Source organism: Pseudomonas sp. ESBL9 (assembly GCF_036668715.1).
Lineage (GTDB): Bacteria > Pseudomonadota > Gammaproteobacteria > Pseudomonadales > Pseudomonadaceae > Aquipseudomonas > Aquipseudomonas lundensis.
Genome location: NZ_JAZEVV010000003.1, coordinates 286,174 through 302,524 on the forward strand (window position 1 = coordinate 286,174; position 16,351 = coordinate 302,524).

Here is a 16,351-nt window from a genome sequence, read left to right on the forward strand (position 1 = left end):
AGCAGCATCATGGCAACACGCTCTCAACCGCCTCGATAAAGCATTGAGGCGACGCCAGTTGCATCTCGCGGCTGGCAATCTCGACCGCCACTTGCACGGTACACGCACGGGTCAAACGCTCACCCGTGGCCAGGTCCGTAATCAGGTAGCTGATCTTCAAACGGTTTTCCCACTCCACCAGGTTGGCGCGCACGTTCAGGCGCTGGCCGAACGTGGCGCCGCGCACGTAACGCAGTTGCAGGTCGATCACCGGCCACGCATAGCCCGCTTCCTGCATCCGGGTGTAGTTGTGGCCGATGTGGTCGAGCAGCGCACAGCGCGCCACTTCGAGGTATTTGACGTAATGCCCGTGCCACACCACGTGCATCGTGTCGATGTCGAAAAACGGCACCAACACTTCGGTATCTACGTGCAACACGCCTTTGCTACGCATGCAGCCTCCAGTGTTGTTGGGCGATGCGGCTCAGGCACAGGCGCAGTTCGCGTTCCAGGGCGCGGTCTTCGACCACCGGCGGGAAGTCTTTGGCCAGTTCGGCGTGCATCGCGGCCAGCGCCGGTGGCAGCGGGCGGGCGTCTTCGGCGCGGCTGCGCAGCCACACGCCCTGATTGGCCGCCAGCAAGGTGGCAGCGGCGACCTGTTCGGTCAGCTCCAGCACACGGATCGCGTCTCGGGCGGCGATGGTGCCCATGCTCACTTTGTCCTGGTTGTGGCATTCGGTAGAGCGCGAGAACACGCTGGCGGGCAGGGTGTTTTTCAGTGCTTCGGCGGTCCAGGCGCTGGTGCCGATCTGCACCGCTTTGAACCCGTGGTTGAGCATGGCGCGTTCGGCGCTGGCCCCCGACAGGTTGCTCGGCAAACCGTGGTTGTAACGCACGTCCACCAGCAGGGCGAGCTGGCGGTCGAGCAGGTCGGCAACGTTGGCCACCAGGGTCTTGAGGCTATCCATGGCAAAAGCGATGTGCCCGCCGTAGAAATGCCCGCCGTGCAGCACGCGCTCTTCTTCAGCGTCGATGATCGGGTTGTCGTTGGCGCTGTTGAGTTCGATCTCGATAAACCCGCGCAGCCAGTTCAGGCTGTCGGCCAGTACGCCGAGCACGTGGGGCGCACACCGCAGCGAGTAACGGTCTTGCAGGCGATGCAGCGGCGCGGCCGGGGCGTCGATGGCCAGGTCCTCACGAATCCACGCCGCGACTTGCATCTGCCCGGGGTGCGGCTTGGCGGCGAACAGGCGCTCGTCGAAGTGCTCCGGGTTGCCTTGCAGTGCGACCACGTTGAGCGCGGTGATGCGCGTGGCCAGTTTGAGCAGGTAATCGGCGCGGGCGTAGGCCAGGCACGCCAGCCCGGTCATGACGGCGGTGCCGTTCATCAGCGCCAGCGCTTCTTTGGGCCGCAGCACCAGCGGCGTCCAGCCCAGTTCGCGGTGTACGTCGGCCGAAAAGCGTTGCTCGCCCTTGAACAGCACTTCGCGCTCACCGGATAAGGTCGCGGCCACGTAGGACAACGGCGTCAGGTCGCCACTGGCGCCCACCGAGCCTTCTTCGGGGATCAGCGGCAGGATGTCGTGGGCGATAAAGGCTTGCAGGCGTTCCAGCAGTTCGATGCGCACCCCGGACACCCCGTGGCACAACGACTGCAAGCGCGCCGCCAGCACGGCACGGGTCGCTTGGGCGTCGAGCAATTTGCCCAGCCCGCAGCCGTGGAAGGTGTACAGGTGACGCGGCAGCGCTTCGACGTGCTCCAGCGGCACCGCCACCACGCACGAGTCGCCATAACCGGTGGTCACGCCATAAATCACGCCTTCTTTGTCCAGCAGCGAGTCGAGGAAACGCGCGCCCTTGGCGATGCGCTCGCGGTACTCGGCGTCGTCTTGCAGCCGGGTCGGCGCCTGACGATTGGCCAGCGCCAGCACGTCTTCAATGCGCAAAGGGGTTTGGCCGAAGGTTACTGGCTCATGCGGATGCGTCGTCATCGGTCTTCCAGAATGGGTAAAAGTTAAACCATTGGTGCGGCGCCTGGAGGCAGTAATGCCCCAGGCGTTCGGCGTAGCGGGCGGTCCAGTCGGCAATCACTTGTTCGCGGTCGCTGCGTCGCCAGTGCACGGCGTCAGCGAACGGTTCGAGGATCACGCGATAGCGGCCCGCCTGTTTCAGGCAAAACATCAGGTTGACCGGGCATTTGAGCAGCCCGGCCAACAGCCACGGGCCTTGCGCAAACGCCGCCGGATGGCCGAGGAAATTGACCTGCACGTTGCGCCCGCCATGCAGGGGCACGCGGTCCCCGGCAATGGCCAGCCACTCGCCGTTTTCGAGGCGCTGGTTGAGTTGCAGCATCACCGCGGGGTTGAGTTCGCTGACCTGAATCAGCCGCAGGTGGCTGGCGCCCGCTTCGCCCAGCAGGCGATTGAATTGCTCGGCATGCTTGGTGTGCACCAGCACGTTCATGGTCACTTGCTCGCCCAGTTCAGCGAGGGCACGGCACACCTCAAGGTTGCCCAGGTGCGCGCCCACCAGCATTTGCCCGCGTTCGCCCCGCAGTTGATCGCGCAGGCGGGCCGGGTCGACGATTTCGATGTCGTGGATGCTCAGCTTGCCGTTCCACACGTCGAGCTTGTCGAGCAGGGCGTCGGCAAAGCACATGAATTGAGCGAACACGCGGCGGCGCGTGGGGCGCAGCGCCGCTTGCCCGCTCCAGTCGGCCAGGCGCTGCTGGTACTGCCAGATGCTGCGCCGCGCGCGCCCGCCAAACAAAAAGAAGTACAGCACGATGGCGTACAACACCGGCGCGAGCACGCGACGGCCCAGCAGTTTGACGCCCCATGCGGTGAGCTTCATCAGCCGGAAACTGCCGCGCTCCTTGTGGTCAGCCCAATGCTGTTGAGGGTCGCTCATGCTGTGCAGCGTCTCCACAGGATGCTCGGCAACCGCAGCAACATGCCGAAAAACAGCTTGGTGTGCATGCTGGAAATCAGCGCGTTGTCGTGGAACAGGCGAAAGTGCGAGAGGCCGTCCTGCGGGTAGTGGACCCGGGTCGGCAGCCAGCGCATCGGTTGGTTGCGCCACGCCAGGCGCACGAGGATTTCAGGGTCGAAATCCATGCGCTTGCCCAGCTTGACGCTGTTGATCAGCGCCAGGGTCGGGGTCAGCGGGTAGACCCGGAAGCCGCACATTGAATCGGGGATCTGCAACGACAGGCTGTTGATCCAGACCCAGACGTGGGTCAGGTAGCGTGCATACAAACGGCCCTTGGGCACGCTGGCGTCGTACTGTGGATAACCGCAAATCAGCGCCTCGGGGTTGTGCCGCGAGACGTGCAGGAACGTGGCGACATCACGCAGGTCATGCTGGCCGTCGGCGTCCACTTGCAGGGCATGGGTGAAACCCAGTCGCGCGGCTTCGCGCAGACCGGCCATGACCGCCCCGCCTTTGCCCTGGTTGACCGCGAGGCGAATCAGAAACACCTGTTCGCGCACGGCCAGTTGTTCAAGCACCGCGCAGCAGGCCGGGCTGCTGGCGTCGTCCACCAGTACACACGGCAAGCCCGCCGCGAGCAGTGCATCGACCACCGCAGGCACGGCGGTTTCGTGGTTATAGACCGGGATCACGGCGCAGGGCTTATGCATAAGAGAGCCTTGTGGGCGAGCGGGTGGCACCGGGGCGCGACGTGATGCGTTATCCACAGGCCGCCTCCAGCAGGATGCGGCCGCTGGAGCACGCAGCCGTGTCGTTGCGGTAGGCGAAGTGCAGCTTCTGACGCTCGCGGTCGAAACGCAGGGTCAGCTCAATGGCGTCGCCGGGGCGCACCAGTTGCTGGAATTTGAGCACTTCCATCCCGGCAAAGCGTGGCGGCAGGTCGAGCCGTTGCTGACCCAGCGCCAGCGCCCAATCGACTTGCACCACGCCCGGCAGGACCGGGGTTTTGGGGAAGTGCCCGCTGAAAAATGCCAAATCCGGCGGGATCGACAGGTTCAGCGTCCATTGGCCGTCGGTTTCGGTCTGGCTCAGGACCTCGGGCATTTTCGGGCGCGGCGCCATTAACAAGGCATCGACCTGGGCCTGAGGCACTTTGCCCTGGCTGTTGAACGGCAATTGGCGCAGCAAGCGCCAGCGGCGCGGCAACGCCAGGGCTTCGCAGTGCTGGCTCAGGTGCTGGCGCAGGGCGTGGGTCAGCGCCCGGCGCCCGTGTTCGCGCAGGGCGAACAGGCCGCTGTCGCTGAGCACCAGCAGCGCGCCCAGTGAAGCCCGGTTTTCGTTGACCACGCCCAGGCGGGCGTCGGCCACCCAGTCATGGCTGACCAGTGCCTGTTCGAGCATGGGCAGGGAAATGCGTTTTTCTTCGAGTTTGACGATGCGGTCCAGGCGCCCGAGCAGCGTGAAACGTCCGTCAGCCTCAATGCGCGCCGCGTCGGCGGTGTGTTCGACATGGCCCACGGGCAGGTACGCCGACGCAATGCGCAAGGCGCCGTCTTCGCCCTGGCTCAGTTGCACATCGGCAAACGGTTGCCACAGGGTTTGACCCTGGCGCCAGGCGATGCCGCCGGTTTCCGAGCTGCCGAGGATTTCGGTGGGCCACTGGCCCAGGCGTTCAAACAGGGCAGCGGCGGCATCGGCCGGCAACGCGCCGCCCGATGAAAACACCCGGCGCACCCGGCTCAGGGCGGCCCAGTCGAGGTTGTCAGCGGTGCGTTTGAGCAGGGCCGGGCTGGCGATCCAGACGAAAGCAGGGTGTTCGCGGCTGGCGCGTTGCATGTCTTCAGGGAAGGCTAACTGGCGGCGCACAAAGGGACGGCCCGCGCACAGCGGCCACAGCACGCGGAACAACAACCCGTAGATGTGTTGCGCCGCGACACTGGCAATGACGCACGCGTCGCCCAGCTCTGCGCCCCACAACGCTTGCAGTGCCTGCACTTCGTTGGCGATCTGGCGCAGGCTTTTGTCGATGCGCTTGGGGGCGCCGCTGGAGCCTGAGGTGCACAGGCTGAGCTGGCAGGCGTCGAGGTCCAGGGGCGCCGGGGTCAGCGGCTCGGCGGACAACCCGTACAGCTCGCTGTGTTGAGTTATCCACAGGTCGACGTCAGCGTCCCAGCGTTGACGGGTGTGCGTTTGCAGGTCGGCGGGCAATAACACGCTGACCCCGGCCCGCCACGCGCCCAGCAAGGTGACGGCCAGCTCGGCGGCGTCTTCCAGGTACACGGCAATGCGCTGCACGCCGCGTTGTTGCAGGCCGCCGGCCAGGCGCAAGGCCTGTTCGCACAGGGCGGCGTGGTCCAGTGCGGGTTCAACGGCGACGGTGCGTCCTGCGTGCCCCTTGAGCAACAATTGCTCAAGTTTTATCCAATTCATGCCCGGCCTCTTACCTGTTGTCGTATCAGCCATTCAATGGCAAACAGCAGCCCCATCAGCCCGTAGGCGATCAGGCCGTTGTACAACGTCCACCAACTCAGCGGCGCCCACAGCGTCAACCCTGCTGCGACGAACCCGTTGAGCAGAAAAAACAGGCACCAGACCTTGGTCACCTGTCGCGTGTAGTGAATCGCGATGTCAGGCAGTACCGGCTCGCGCAGGCGCGCCAGACGCTCGATCACCGGAGGCCCGAATTTCAGGCTCACACCGAACAGGCTGAGCATGAAGCCGCTGATCAACACCGGGTACCAGCGCAGCAGCGTCGGGCTGTTGAACAGCGCCAGCAGCGCACAAAACGCCAGGGCGACCACCGCCATCCACAGGCTGCCGGGGCGACGTTCGCCGGTCAGTGCGCGGGCCAGCCACAGGCCGCCGAGCAACAGCGCAAACTGCCACGGGGCGAAATGGGCCATGCCGAAATACACCGCAAAGGGGTACAGCAGACCGGCCAGCAGCAGGCCAAGGCCAATCAGGCGACTCATGCGTGCGCGTGAACCAGACGGTAAACCGCCTCGACCACGTCATTGACGGTGCGCACTGACTTGAATTCGTCGGCGGCGATTTTTTTGCCGGTTTTGCGCTTGATGTGATCGATCAGGTCGACGGCGTCGATGCTGTCGATTTCCAGGTCCTGATACAGGTTGGCGTCCAGGGTGACGCGCTCGGGTTCCAGCTCGAAGAGTTCGACCAGAGCGTCGCGCAGGGTGTTGAAGATGTCGTCACGGGTTTGCATGGTTCGGTCTCAGGCGGCCTGTTTGGCAGTGACAAAAGCCGCAAGGCTGGCCACGTTGGAAAAATGATCGCGGGTGTCTTTGGCGTCGGCGTCTATTTTGATGCCGTAGGTCTTTTGAATGGCCAGGCCCAGCTCCAGCGCGTCGACCGAATCCAGCCCGAGGCCTTCGCCGAACAGGGTCTGTTCGTCGCCGATGTCGTGGGGGGTGATGTCTTCGAGGCCCAGGGCATCGATGATCAGTTGTTTAATTTGCGTGTTCAGATCGCTCATCTGTGGCGAGCTCCTTAATAAAGTAGTCATGCACGAAGTCATTGAGCAGTCGCGAGGCCTTGGGTGGCGGGCCCAGCGCGGCAAAGGTGTGTGGGTCTATATCGGCCCCCACGCGAAAACTGAAGTGCACGCGGCGATCCGGGATGCGATACCAGGGTTCAGCCTTGGTCAGCGTGGTCGGGCTGACCTTGATAATCACCGGGGTCAGGACCTTCGCACCCCGCAGTGCAATCGAGGCGGCGCCACGGTGAAAGGCGGGCGTGTGCCCCGGCGGCGTGCGTGTGCCTTCAGGAAAAATGATCAGTGTCTGGCCTTCTTGCAAAGCCTGGGCGGCGTTGTCCAGCATGTCGACACTGCCGTCATTGCTGATGTATTGCGTGGCGCGCACCGGGCTGCGGGTAAACGGGTTTTGCCAAAGGCTCTGTTTGACCACGCAATTGGCGTTTCTCACCAGGCCGATCAAAAAAACCACGTCGATCAGCGACGGGTGGTTGGCAATGATCATTTGCCCCGGCCGTCCCAGTCGCTCGGCACCTTGCACGTCATAGGTCAGCACGCCCATGCGCGCCATTGAGCGGATAAACAGCCAGAACAGCCGACTGACGGTGGCGCGGGCGCGTTCACGGCGACGAACGGCAGTGCCGGGCAGGCCGCTCAGCAGCGGGAAAATAATCAGGCGCAGGCCCAGGCAGCCCAGACCGAACAGGCCGAAGCTGATCGCCGTGGCAATCAGGCGCCAGCACCAGGCATCGCGGCGCGTGCTCACAGGTTGCGTTGCCAGGTCCATACGCGGGTTTTCCAGGCGTGTTGGAATGAGGCCTGCTCGTCGAACAGGTGGCGCAGCAGGTTCAGGGCGTGAGGCCACGGCGCGTGTTCGGCGTCTGCCGGGCCCGTCTCCAGAGTCACTTGCCACTGTGTGCCGGGGGTCAGGAGCAGGCCCACGGCATAGGGGAAGGGCACGTCATCGATCCAGCAGGCGTAGGCTTCGGGCGGTTGTTCTTCGGTAATCACCAGCAACACGGCGGGCGCGCCCTCATTGAGCAGTGCGCAGGCTTCAATCAGGCCGTGTTCCAGGCCATCCCCGGCGGCGGCCAGCGCCGTCATCTCGCTGGTTTCGCCACGCAGGATCGACCACAGGCCAATCACCGCGTTATGCACCGACAAGCTGAACTGCGTGGGGGACAGGGGCTGTTCGGCCGCGAGGTCGCTGAGGATCTCGAACGTGCGCGGGGTTTCGCCGTGGCGCGAGGCAAACACCAGCGGCAGCGCAGGGTGGCCTTCAGCCAGTGGCCAGCCGACGCTGAACGCCATGCGTGCCAGACGGCTCAAGCGGCGGCGTTGCATGGCGGGTAAAAACGAGACGTCGGGGGCTGCACCGCTGGCGGCCAACAGGCTGGGTTGCTGGCTCCAGGCCTGCCAATCGGCCACGCTGTCGAGGCCCGGAGCCCAGGCACGCCACGCGGCGATATTGAAATTGATCACTGGAGTTCATCCCGCCTTTGCAGGCTTCCTTGATGCGAAAGTGAGCATCGATCGACGCCGCACCTGTAACAGATGGGCGGCATTATCCCGGTGCAGTTAGCTGGTAGCAAATGTTGCTTACAGTTTGAGTATGGTTTTTTCGCGATCTACAAAAAAGACACTGTCTTTTTGCCAGTATTGGTCTATGAGTCAGGCAAGACTGTCACAGGAATAGGAGATATTTGCGGGTATTCGAAGATAAGCGACCTAGAGCTGTAGTTCGTTTCGCTGCGAGGTAGCGGATACGCGCGAAGGGCATCTACACTCGGGCTCTCATTGATACACGGAGGTTTTCAAATGCGTCGCGTGGTGTTCAATCAAAAAGGCGGTGTGGGCAAGTCCAGCATCGCGTGCAACCTGGCGGCCGTCAGCGCCAGCGAGGGTTACAGAACCCTGTTGGTGGATCTCGATGCCCAGGCCAACTCCACTCAATACCTCACCGGATTGACCGGCGACGACATCCCGATGGGCATCGCAGAGTTCTTCAAACAGACCTTGTCCGCCGGGGTAGGGAGTAAGAAGAATCGGGTCGACATTTACGAAACGCCTTTCGAAAACTTGCACGTCATCACGGCCTCCGCAGAACTGGCGGACCTACAGCCCAAGCTGGAAGCCAAGCACAAGATCAATAAACTGCGAAAACTGCTGGATGAGTTGGCAGAGGATTACGACCGCATTTACATCGACACCCCGCCTGCCTTGAATTTTTATGCGGTATCGGCGTTGATCGCCAGTGATCGCGTATTGATCCCGTTTGATTGCGACAGTTTTTCCCGGCAAGCCCTGTACGGTTTGTTGTCCGGGATCGAAGAGCTAAAAGACGACCACAACGAAGACCTACTGGTCGAAGGCATCGTGGTCAACCAGTTTCAGGCCCGTGCCAGCCTGCCGCAGCAAATGCTGGATGAGCTGATAGCAGAAGGCTTGCCGGTGTTGCCGGTCTACCTCAGCAGCTCTGTGCGCATGCGCGAATCGCACCAGGCCAGCCAGCCGCTGGTGCACTACGACCCCCGGCATAAGCTGACCCAGCAATTTATCGAGCTGCACGACTTTCTGGACCAGAACGCTTAAACACTGATGCCCTGGCTGTGGAGCCAAGCTTTGAGTTGAGGTAATGGCAAGGCGCCACTTTGGCGGGCGATTTCCCGGCCGTTCTTGAACAAAATCAGGCTGGGGATCGAACGGATGCCCAGTTGCCCGGCCAGTTGCGGATTGGCTTCGCTGTCGAGCTTGGCCAGACGGCACTTGCCGACCCATTGACTGGCCGCCTGTTCAAACACCGGCGCAAACGACTTGCACGGCCCGCACCATTGGGCCCACACATCCAGCAACAACGGCAGATCGCCCTTGATCTGACTGACGTAATCGGCCTGATTCAAGTCGAACGGTTTGCTCAGCAACACCTCATTTTTGCAGCGTCCGCACTTGGGATGCTCGCCCACGCGCGCGGCGGGGATGCGGTTCAGGCCGTTGCAGTGAGGGCAGGGGATCAGCAGCGGGTCAGTCATGGGGTAGCTCCTTTAAAAAATGGATCACGACGCGCTCACGCTTGCGCTGTTCGTCAGCGGCTCCAGGCCAATGGCGTGCAAGTTCAGCAGATGAATGCTCAACCTGCCACTGACCCGTTGAGGGGCGCGAGTGAGCGGGAGGTCCTGTCACGCATTGATCGGGTTCATGACGAGCAACTGATCTCCAGGTGCTTGCCCCATTCAGGGGGCCGCTCGGCGTAGGCTTCCATGCCCGGTTGCTCGGTGAAGGGTTGCGTCAGGACGGTGTGCAACCGGCGAACTTCGCTGTAGTCCCCGGACTCGGCGGCGTCGATGGCTTTTTGCGCCAAGTAGTTGCGCAGGATGTACAGCGGGTTGACGGCGTGCATGCGTTCGCGACGCGCCTGTTCGTCGGTGTGGCCTTCACGTGCAACCCGGGCCACGTAGTGCGCCGCCCATTCATCAAAGCCTTTAAGGTCGACAAAGTCATCCCGCAGGCGGGCCACGGCCTGGGCTGCCGGGAGCTGACCCAGTTGGCGCAAGAATAGGGTGTAGTCGATGGCGCTGCCTTGCATGCGTTGCAGCAGGGTTTCGATCAACGCCTGATCCCCGTCTTCAGCCGTGGTCAGGCCCAGACGGCGGCGCATCAGGTCCAGGTAATGGGCTTGATACAGCGGCAGGAACAGGCCGAGGGTTTCACGCAAGGCGTCGACGTTGATGAACGGCGTCAGCGCTTGAGCCAGCGCGCTGAGGTTCCATTGGCCGATGGGCACTTGGTTGCTGAAGGCGTAACGCCCTTCATGGTCGGAATGGTTGCAGATGAATGTGGCGTCGAAGTCGTCGAGGAAGGCGAACGGCCCGAAGTCGAAGGTAATGCCCAGGATCGACATGTTGTCGGTGTTCATGACGCCATGACAAAACCCGTAGGCCTGCCACTTGGCGATCAGTTCAGCATTGCGCTCCACGATCTCGCGGAACATCGCAAGGTAGGGCTCCGGTTGCTCCAGGCATTCGGGGAAGTGCAGGGCCAGGACGTGTTCGCCCAGCTGTTTTTGCTGTTCCGGTTGCTGGGTGTAATAGAAGTATTCGAAATGCCCGAAGCGGATATGGCTAGGCGCCAGCCGTGGCACCATCGCCGCGCGTTCTTGTTTTTCGCGCCACACCGGGGTGTCGGACCCGATCACACACAGCGCACGGCTGCTGGGGATGCCCAGCGCGTGCAGCGCTTCGCTGGCGAGGAATTCGCGAATGGACGAACGCAGCACGGCACGGCCGTCACCCATGCGCGAGTAGGGGGTCATGCCCGCGCCTTTGAGGTGCACGTCCCAATGCTCGCCCGCGTCGTTGTAGACCTCGCCCAGCAGTAAGCCGCGGCCGTCGCCCAAGCGCGGGTTGTAGGAGCCGAATTGATGGCCGGAATACACCATCGCGCGCGGTTCGGCGTCGGCCCACAAGGTGTGGCCGCCAAACAGCTGCGCGAAGATCGGGTCGTCGGCCACGGCCGGGTCAAGATCAAGCAGTGCCATGGCCGATGGGCTGGCCACTACCACGCGTGGCGCGTCGATGGGCTCGGGCAGGACGTGGGTCGAAAACCCGTCGCCCAGGCGAGCAAAGCGGTTGTCGAAGGTCAGTTCGTCGAGGGCTTTCAATGGCCGTCTCCCACATAAATGAATGGCGTCGCTGCAGCGGGCGGCGACGGGGTGCCGGGCCACCCGTTTTAAGGAGATCCCGGCGGGCCCGATCGCAGCTTTGGGCGCTTACAGGGTTTTGGGCGCGTCGGGCTTGTCCAGTCGCGGAGGCGAGTCGGGCGTGTTCGGCGCTTGCGGCACTTCAGGGCCGACCGGCACCAGTTTGTATTCCTGGCCCTGCAAGTTCTTGAGGTACACCTCCATCTGCTGGAACGAGATGTTGATGCTGTGGTTTTTGAACTCGCGGTTGATGAAGCGGTTGACCTCGTCAATCACCGGGTTGCGGTCGCCCAGATCGCGCACGTGCATACGCAGTTCGTGGTCGAGGGTGCTTTGGCCGAAGTTGAGGAAGTACACCAGCGGCTCCGGGTCTTTGAGCACACGTGGGTTTTCTTGCGCAGCCTTGAGCAGCAGCTGTTTGACCAGGTCCAGGTCGGAGCCGTAATCGACACCCAGTTTCAGGGTCACACGGGTGACGGTGTCGGTCAGCGACCAGTTGATCAATTGACCGGTGATGAACGTTTTGTTCGGGACGATGATGTCCTTGCGGTCGAAGTCGGTGATGGTCGTGGCGCGGATGCGAATTTTGCTCACGGTGCCGGAGAGGTTGCCGATGGTGATGGTGTCGCCAATCCGTACCGGGCGCTCGAAGAGGATCATGATGCCGGAGATAAAGTTAGCGAAAATCTCCTGCATCCCGAAGCCCAGACCGACCGACAGTGCGGCCACCAGCCACTGCAACTTGTCCCAGCTCACGCCGAGGGTCGAGAGGGTGGCGACAAAGCCCACGCCGACGATCACGTAGGTCAGCAGGGTGGTTGTGGCGTAAGCGCTGCCTTGCCCGAGATCGAGGCGCGACAGCACCAGCACTTCCAGCAGCCCCGGCAGGTTGCGCGCCAGTGCGATGCTGATGCCGATAATGATCAGTGCGCCAAGCATGTCGCCAATACTGATCGGCACCATGCTGACGTTGGCGCCAGTGCCGCTGGTGTATTCGTAGAGGGTGATGTTGTCGAGGTACGAAAACACTGAAATCAGGTCGGCCCACACCCAGTACAAACCGCCGACAAACGCTGCGAGCAGCGCCAGACGGATCAGCCTCAGCGATTGCTGGTTGACCTGTTCAATGTCCAGCGTGGGTTCTTCGATGATGATCTCGTTGCCTTCGCCGGCTTCCTTGGCGGCCTGGCGTTTGGCCAGTGCGCGTTGATAAGCCAGACGGCGGGCCGCCACGGCGAGCCCGCGCACAAAGGCGGCTTCTGCCACCAGCCAGAACATCAGCAGGTAAAGCGTGTTGATCAGGCGGTCGCTGAGCTTGAGCGCCGTGTAGTAGTAGCCGAAGCACACGGCCACAAACAGGGCGAGCGGCAGCAGGGCAAAAGCGAAGCCCAGCAGTTTGCGCAGGCGGTAGGCTTTTTTCTCGGTTTCGAAATCATTGAGCAGCAGGCGGCACAGCAGCCACGCCATGGCGGCGTAGCAGCTGAGCACGATCACGATGCCCAGCACGTCGTCGGCCAGCGCGGCCGGTTGCTGTTCGGCAAATGCCACCACGGCCACCAGCGCCAGTACCACAAAGCCCAGCTTGCGCACCCAGCGCTGAAGGAACGCCACCAGTGGTTTTTCCCAGCGGAAATGCAGCTCCGCCACGCCGCCCGGCGCCAGGATGCGGTAGGCGGTGTAAAACACCAGCCAGGCCTGGGCCATCTGGATCAGCGCCGCGCCGAGGTTGGCGTTCATGCCCCGGGCATCGGTTTGCAACGCATAGCCGCACAAAGCCAGGGCCAGCGAAATCGGCATGGCCAGCAGGACATTGATCAGGATTGCCATCGGCGTGTGCCATTGGCTGTCACGTTTGAAGTGGCCAATGTCCTGATGGATGTTGTTCAACTTGCCGTAGAGGTAACGGCGTTTCCACAGCAGGGCCACGATCAGCAATGCCAGTGGTGAAAACAGCCACGGGCGCTGGGCCAGGCCATCGCGAAGCTCACTCAGGCCGGAAGTCCAGGGCAAGGTCAGCAGTTGCTGTTTGAGGTAGTGCGGGGCGGTTTCGAGCCATTCCAGGTCCAGCGGCTTGTTGCTCGGGATCCAGAACATTTGCTCATCGAGCGTGGCGCGCAGGCTTTGGGCGGTGCTCAGCAACTGCTTCTGGTTCAGTTGCAGGGTGATGGTTTCGTTGAGCAGCGCGCTCAGTTCGCGGTTCAGGCGCTCCAGCAGTTCGCCACGGGTGCCCACCAGTTCCAGCAGGGTTTTGCGCAGTTGCGGGGTGACTTGATCGGCCGGTTGCGTGCTGAGCAGGTTGTCCACGTAGGTAACCGGGTTGCTGATCAGTTCGCGTTGCTGGTTGATCTCGAATTGATACAAGCGGATGTCAGCGATTTCGTCCGCCAGGTTCTTGTCCATCTTTTGCAGACGCGGCAGCGCTTGTTTCTGTTTGTAAAGGATCTTGGACAGCAGAAGGCTACCCTTCAGCACGCTGATTTGCTCATCCAGCGCTTGATCGCTTTGGGTGACGTTGTCCAGTTGTTGTTTGGTTTCGAGGTTCTGCTGCGTGACTTCGTTCAAGCGGTCGGTGCTGCGCAACAGGTAGTCGGAAAGCTTGAGGTTGAGCGCGCTCTCGGTGGCCAGCAGGCTGCTGCTGCCAGACTTTTGCGCTTCCAGCGATTGTTGGGTCACGGTTTGTTGCGATTGCGCCAGACGCTTTTGGTTGATCAGGGTTTGCAGCTCCTGAATCTCCTGGTCCTGGCGCGCGGTTTTTTCCAGCAGCAGGTCATGCTGGCTGCCGCTGAGGTCTTGCAGCAGGCTGTTGCCCGCCAGTTCCTGACGGCGCAACGCTATCAGCGAGGTGAGGGCAGCCGCCTCAGCGGTGAGTTGGTTGCGCTGATCCTGGGTCAGCAACTTGCCGTTATCGCGGCCCAGCTTGAGGGTGGTGTTGATCTGCTGGATGCGCGTCTGGCTGGTGCTGATTTCGGCCTGCGCCCGCTCAGGTCGGGTTTGGGCCGCGATGGTCATGCTGTTGGCGCTGGCCAGGGCTTTTTGCAGTTCGCCCTGCTGCGTGGTGCGATCCGCCACCAGTTGCTCCAGCTCGGGCACGCTCAGATTTTTGTAGCGTTGGGCCACCGGCACGACAGTACTGGCTTTGAGTCGCGCCAGTTCGCGCTGGTTTTCGAGGGTTTGCTGCTGCGCAGTGCCGAGCAGTTGCTTGACCTCACTCAGGCTCTGTTCGTACTCCGCCTTGTTGGCCAACTGGGCAAGGGTCTTTTCGAGGACCGCTTGCAGGGCCTTTTGGTCGGCGTCGGGCAGCTTTCGATCGGCAATTTTATCCAGGCTTTGCTGAACCGACTCGGCGGTCAGGGGTTCAGCCGCTTGCAGCGAACCCACACAAAGGCTCAGGCCGAGCAAGACGGTGGCGAAAAACGTGCGCAGAGTGGGCATAGATTCCGGTCATACGAGGGACAGAAGTGGGCAGTTTAGAGGAACAACCCCGGACCCGGGGCACTTCCTTCGGGGAATCTGACGCCCACTTTGGCGATCTTGTTCCCGTCCATCACGGCCACGGTCCAAATGGTGTTGTTCCATTCCACCTGGTCGCCTACGACGGGCGCTCCGCCGACCTTCTGCGCAATGAAACTGCTCAGCGGCAAGTTGGGGTCGATCCCGTCGAGCTTGAGGCCGTACAACGCCGATACCGCGCCCAGATGGGCGTCGCCTTCAAGCACGAAGTCACCGAAGAAGCGCAGGTCCAGACCACGGGTCGGCGGTTGGCTGAACAGTTTGCCGAGGGCCGGCAGGTTGTGTTCGTGGCCGATCACGCAGAGCAAATCGCCAATTTCAAGGGTCGTACTGCCCGACGGGTGGAGCAGTTGCTGGCCGCGAAACAGCGCGGCGATACGCGTCCCTTCGGGCATTTTCAGTTCTCGCAACGCGGCACCGATGCACCAGTTTTGTGCATCCAGACGGTACACAAACAACTCCCACTCACTGGTCACGTGAACCTCAAGGGCTGCGCGGGAGATGGGGGCCAGGTCGGGCGGTACGGTCACTTTCAGCAGTTTGGCGACCCACGGCAGGCTGGTGCCCTGCACCAACAGGGAGACCAGCACGATAAAGAACGCGAGGTTGAAATACAGCTGCGCATTCGACAGCCCGGCCATCAGCGGGAACACGGCAAGAATGATCGGCACCGCGCCGCGCAGCCCGACCCATGAAATAAAGGCTTTTTCACGGGAGTGGAAGGCTTTGAAGGGCAGCAGGCCCACGAGCACGGACAACGGGCGGGCGAACAGGATCATCCACAACGCCAAGGCCAGTGCCGGGACCGCGATGGGCAGCAAGTCGTGAGGCGTGACCAGCAAACCCAGCACCAGGAACATGCCGATCTGTGCCAGCCAGGCCATGCCGTCGAGCATGTGCAAAATGCCGTGGCGGCTGCGGATCGGGCTGTTGCCAATCACCAGACCACACAGGTACACCGCGAGAAAGCCGCTGCCGTGCAGGGCGTTGGTGAGGGCAAACACCACCAGGCCGCCCGCTACCACCAGAATCGGGTACAGGCCGTTGGCCAGGTTTATGCGGTTGACCAGTTGCAGCATCATCCAGCCGCCCGCCAGACCGATGGTGCAGCCAATGCCGAACTCACGCAGCAAATTGAGCAGCAAACTCCAGTGCAGGCTGGTTTCGCCGCTGGCCAGCATGTCGATCAGGGTCACGGTGAGGAACACGGCCATCGGATCGTTACTGCCGGATTCGATCTCCAGGCTGGCCGACACCCGCTCGTTCAGCCCTTTGCCGCCCAGCAGGGAGAACACCGCCGCGGCATCGGTGGACCCGACGATGGCGCCGATCAGCAAGCCTTGAATCAGGTTCAGGTTGAACAGCCAGGCGGCCATCAGCCCGGTCAGCCCGGTGGTAATCATCACCCCGACCGTGGCCAGCGATAACGCGGGCCAGAGCGCAACGCGGAAACTGGAAACCCGGGTTCGCAAGCCGCCATCGAGCAGGATCACCGCCAGCGCCAGGTTGCCCACCAGATAGGCCGTCGGGTAGTTATCAAAAATGATGCCGCCGCCGTCGACGCCAGCAGCCATGCCCACGGCCAGAATGATCACCAGAATCGGGATCCCCAGGCGGGAAGACAGGGAACTCACCAGAATGCTTGCACCCACCAGCAACGCGCCGATCAAGAACAGGCTGTTGATGGTCGTCGCATTCAAAGGCAGTACTCCAGAAAACTCAAAGGCAGGGCGCATACCGAT

General features: G+C 62.3%; 15 protein-coding genes. 1 reads left to right on the plus strand and 14 read right to left on the minus strand.

What is annotated here, in order from left to right:
* Positions 1-7: 7 nt before the first annotated feature.
* From V6F78_RS11030 to V6F78_RS11075, 10 genes are read right to left on the minus strand one after another with little or no spacing between them, the layout of a single operon-like run.
* Positions 8-433 carry an acyl-CoA thioesterase gene (locus V6F78_RS11030; RefSeq protein ID WP_047273026.1) on the minus strand — a complete coding sequence of 142 codons (426 nt, stop codon included), beginning with the start codon at positions 431-433 and terminating at the stop codon, positions 8-10.
* On the minus strand, positions 426-1,970 hold the full coding sequence (locus tag V6F78_RS11035; protein WP_047281961.1) for an HAL/PAL/TAL family ammonia-lyase: 1,545 nt from the start codon (positions 1,968-1,970) through the stop codon (positions 426-428). Before V6F78_RS11035 ends, V6F78_RS11030 begins: the two co-directional genes overlap by 8 nt.
* Positions 1,951-2,889, minus strand: coding sequence for an LpxL/LpxP family acyltransferase (locus tag V6F78_RS11040; protein ID WP_169839896.1), 939 nt, complete (start codon positions 2,887-2,889; stop codon positions 1,951-1,953). The genes V6F78_RS11035 and V6F78_RS11040 overlap by 20 nt, the downstream gene beginning before the upstream one ends.
* A complete protein-coding gene (locus tag V6F78_RS11045; RefSeq protein ID WP_047273029.1) occupies positions 2,886-3,620 on the minus strand; it encodes a glycosyltransferase family 2 protein in 735 nt (244 codons plus the stop codon). The genes V6F78_RS11040 and V6F78_RS11045 overlap by 4 nt, the downstream gene beginning before the upstream one ends.
* A 49-nt stretch (positions 3,621-3,669) precedes the next feature.
* Positions 3,670-5,340, minus strand: coding sequence for an AMP-binding protein (locus tag V6F78_RS11050; protein WP_094991023.1), 1,671 nt, complete (start codon positions 5,338-5,340; stop codon positions 3,670-3,672).
* Positions 5,337-5,882: a hypothetical protein gene (locus tag V6F78_RS11055; RefSeq protein WP_332727204.1), complete on the minus strand. Its 546-nt coding sequence runs from the start codon at positions 5,880-5,882 to the stop codon at positions 5,337-5,339. Before V6F78_RS11055 ends, V6F78_RS11050 begins: the two co-directional genes overlap by 4 nt.
* Positions 5,879-6,133 (minus strand): acyl carrier protein, encoded by a 255-nt coding sequence (locus tag V6F78_RS11060; protein ID WP_047273032.1) that lies wholly within the window; start codon positions 6,131-6,133, stop codon positions 5,879-5,881. Before V6F78_RS11060 ends, V6F78_RS11055 begins: the two co-directional genes overlap by 4 nt.
* A gap of 9 nt (positions 6,134-6,142) precedes the next feature.
* A complete protein-coding gene (locus tag V6F78_RS11065; protein WP_094991022.1) occupies positions 6,143-6,403 on the minus strand; it encodes a phosphopantetheine-binding protein in 261 nt (86 codons plus the stop codon).
* Complete coding sequence (locus tag V6F78_RS11070) at positions 6,378-7,190, minus strand: lysophospholipid acyltransferase family protein (RefSeq protein WP_048377302.1); 813 nt, start codon at positions 7,188-7,190, stop codon at positions 6,378-6,380. Before V6F78_RS11070 ends, V6F78_RS11065 begins: the two co-directional genes overlap by 26 nt.
* Complete coding sequence (locus V6F78_RS11075; RefSeq protein WP_047291514.1) at positions 7,166-7,885, minus strand: beta-ketoacyl synthase chain length factor; 720 nt, start codon at positions 7,883-7,885, stop codon at positions 7,166-7,168. The genes V6F78_RS11070 and V6F78_RS11075 overlap by 25 nt, the downstream gene beginning before the upstream one ends.
* A gap of 336 nt (positions 7,886-8,221) precedes the next feature.
* Between V6F78_RS11075 and V6F78_RS11080 the strand changes: the two genes are divergently transcribed.
* Positions 8,222-8,995 (plus strand): ParA family protein, encoded by a 774-nt coding sequence (locus V6F78_RS11080; RefSeq protein WP_047291517.1) that lies wholly within the window; start codon positions 8,222-8,224, stop codon positions 8,993-8,995.
* On the opposite strand, the gene trxC is transcribed toward V6F78_RS11080, so the two are convergent.
* The 4 genes from trxC to V6F78_RS11100 all read right to left on the minus strand — a co-directional run bounded on the left by trxC (position 8,992) and on the right by V6F78_RS11100 (position 16,309).
* Complete coding sequence (gene trxC, locus V6F78_RS11085) at positions 8,992-9,432, minus strand: thioredoxin TrxC (RefSeq protein ID WP_047274986.1); 441 nt, start codon at positions 9,430-9,432, stop codon at positions 8,992-8,994. The genes V6F78_RS11080 and trxC overlap by 4 nt on opposite strands.
* Positions 9,433-9,596: 164 nt before the next feature.
* A complete protein-coding gene (selO, locus tag V6F78_RS11090; protein ID WP_332727208.1) occupies positions 9,597-11,060 on the minus strand; it encodes a protein adenylyltransferase SelO in 1,464 nt (487 codons plus the stop codon).
* 108 nt (positions 11,061-11,168) lie between these two features.
* The gene (gene mscK / locus V6F78_RS11095) at positions 11,169-14,531 is read right to left on the minus strand and encodes a mechanosensitive channel MscK (RefSeq protein WP_094991021.1); all 3,363 of its coding nucleotides are present in this window, start codon (positions 14,529-14,531) and stop codon (positions 11,169-11,171) included.
* Between the two features lie 35 nt (positions 14,532-14,566).
* Positions 14,567-16,309 carry a potassium/proton antiporter gene (locus V6F78_RS11100; protein WP_047291523.1) on the minus strand — a complete coding sequence of 581 codons (1,743 nt, stop codon included), beginning with the start codon at positions 16,307-16,309 and terminating at the stop codon, positions 14,567-14,569.
* Between the last annotated feature and the right edge of the window lie 42 nt (positions 16,310-16,351).

Excerpts from the sequence above, each read along its gene's own strand:
- V6F78_RS11065 (WP_094991022.1), bottom strand. The coding sequence starts at position 6,403 with ATGAGCGATCTGAACACGCAAATTAAACAACTGATCATCGATGCCCTG.
- V6F78_RS11055 (WP_332727204.1), bottom strand. The coding sequence starts at position 5,882 with ATGAGTCGCCTGATTGGCCTTGGCCTGCTGCTGGCCGGTCTGCTGTAC.
- V6F78_RS11030 (WP_047273026.1), bottom strand. The coding sequence starts at position 433 with ATGCGTAGCAAAGGCGTGTTGCACGTAGATACCGAAGTGTTGGTGCCG.
- V6F78_RS11060 (WP_047273032.1), bottom strand. The coding sequence starts at position 6,133 with ATGCAAACCCGTGACGACATCTTCAACACCCTGCGCGACGCTCTGGTC.
- V6F78_RS11070 (WP_048377302.1), bottom strand. The coding sequence starts at position 7,190 with ATGGACCTGGCAACGCAACCTGTGAGCACGCGCCGCGATGCCTGGTGC.
- V6F78_RS11080 (WP_047291517.1), top strand. The coding sequence starts at position 8,222 with ATGCGTCGCGTGGTGTTCAATCAAAAAGGCGGTGTGGGCAAGTCCAGC.
- V6F78_RS11050 (WP_094991023.1), bottom strand. The coding sequence starts at position 5,340 with ATGAATTGGATAAAACTTGAGCAATTGTTGCTCAAGGGGCACGCAGGA.
- V6F78_RS11040 (WP_169839896.1), bottom strand. The coding sequence starts at position 2,889 with ATGAGCGACCCTCAACAGCATTGGGCTGACCACAAGGAGCGCGGCAGT.
- mscK (WP_094991021.1), bottom strand. The coding sequence starts at position 14,531 with ATGCCCACTCTGCGCACGTTTTTCGCCACCGTCTTGCTCGGCCTGAGC.
- V6F78_RS11035 (WP_047281961.1), bottom strand. The coding sequence starts at position 1,970 with ATGACGACGCATCCGCATGAGCCAGTAACCTTCGGCCAAACCCCTTTG.
- trxC (WP_047274986.1), bottom strand. The coding sequence starts at position 9,432 with ATGACTGACCCGCTGCTGATCCCCTGCCCTCACTGCAACGGCCTGAAC.
- V6F78_RS11045 (WP_047273029.1), bottom strand. The coding sequence starts at position 3,620 with ATGCATAAGCCCTGCGCCGTGATCCCGGTCTATAACCACGAAACCGCC.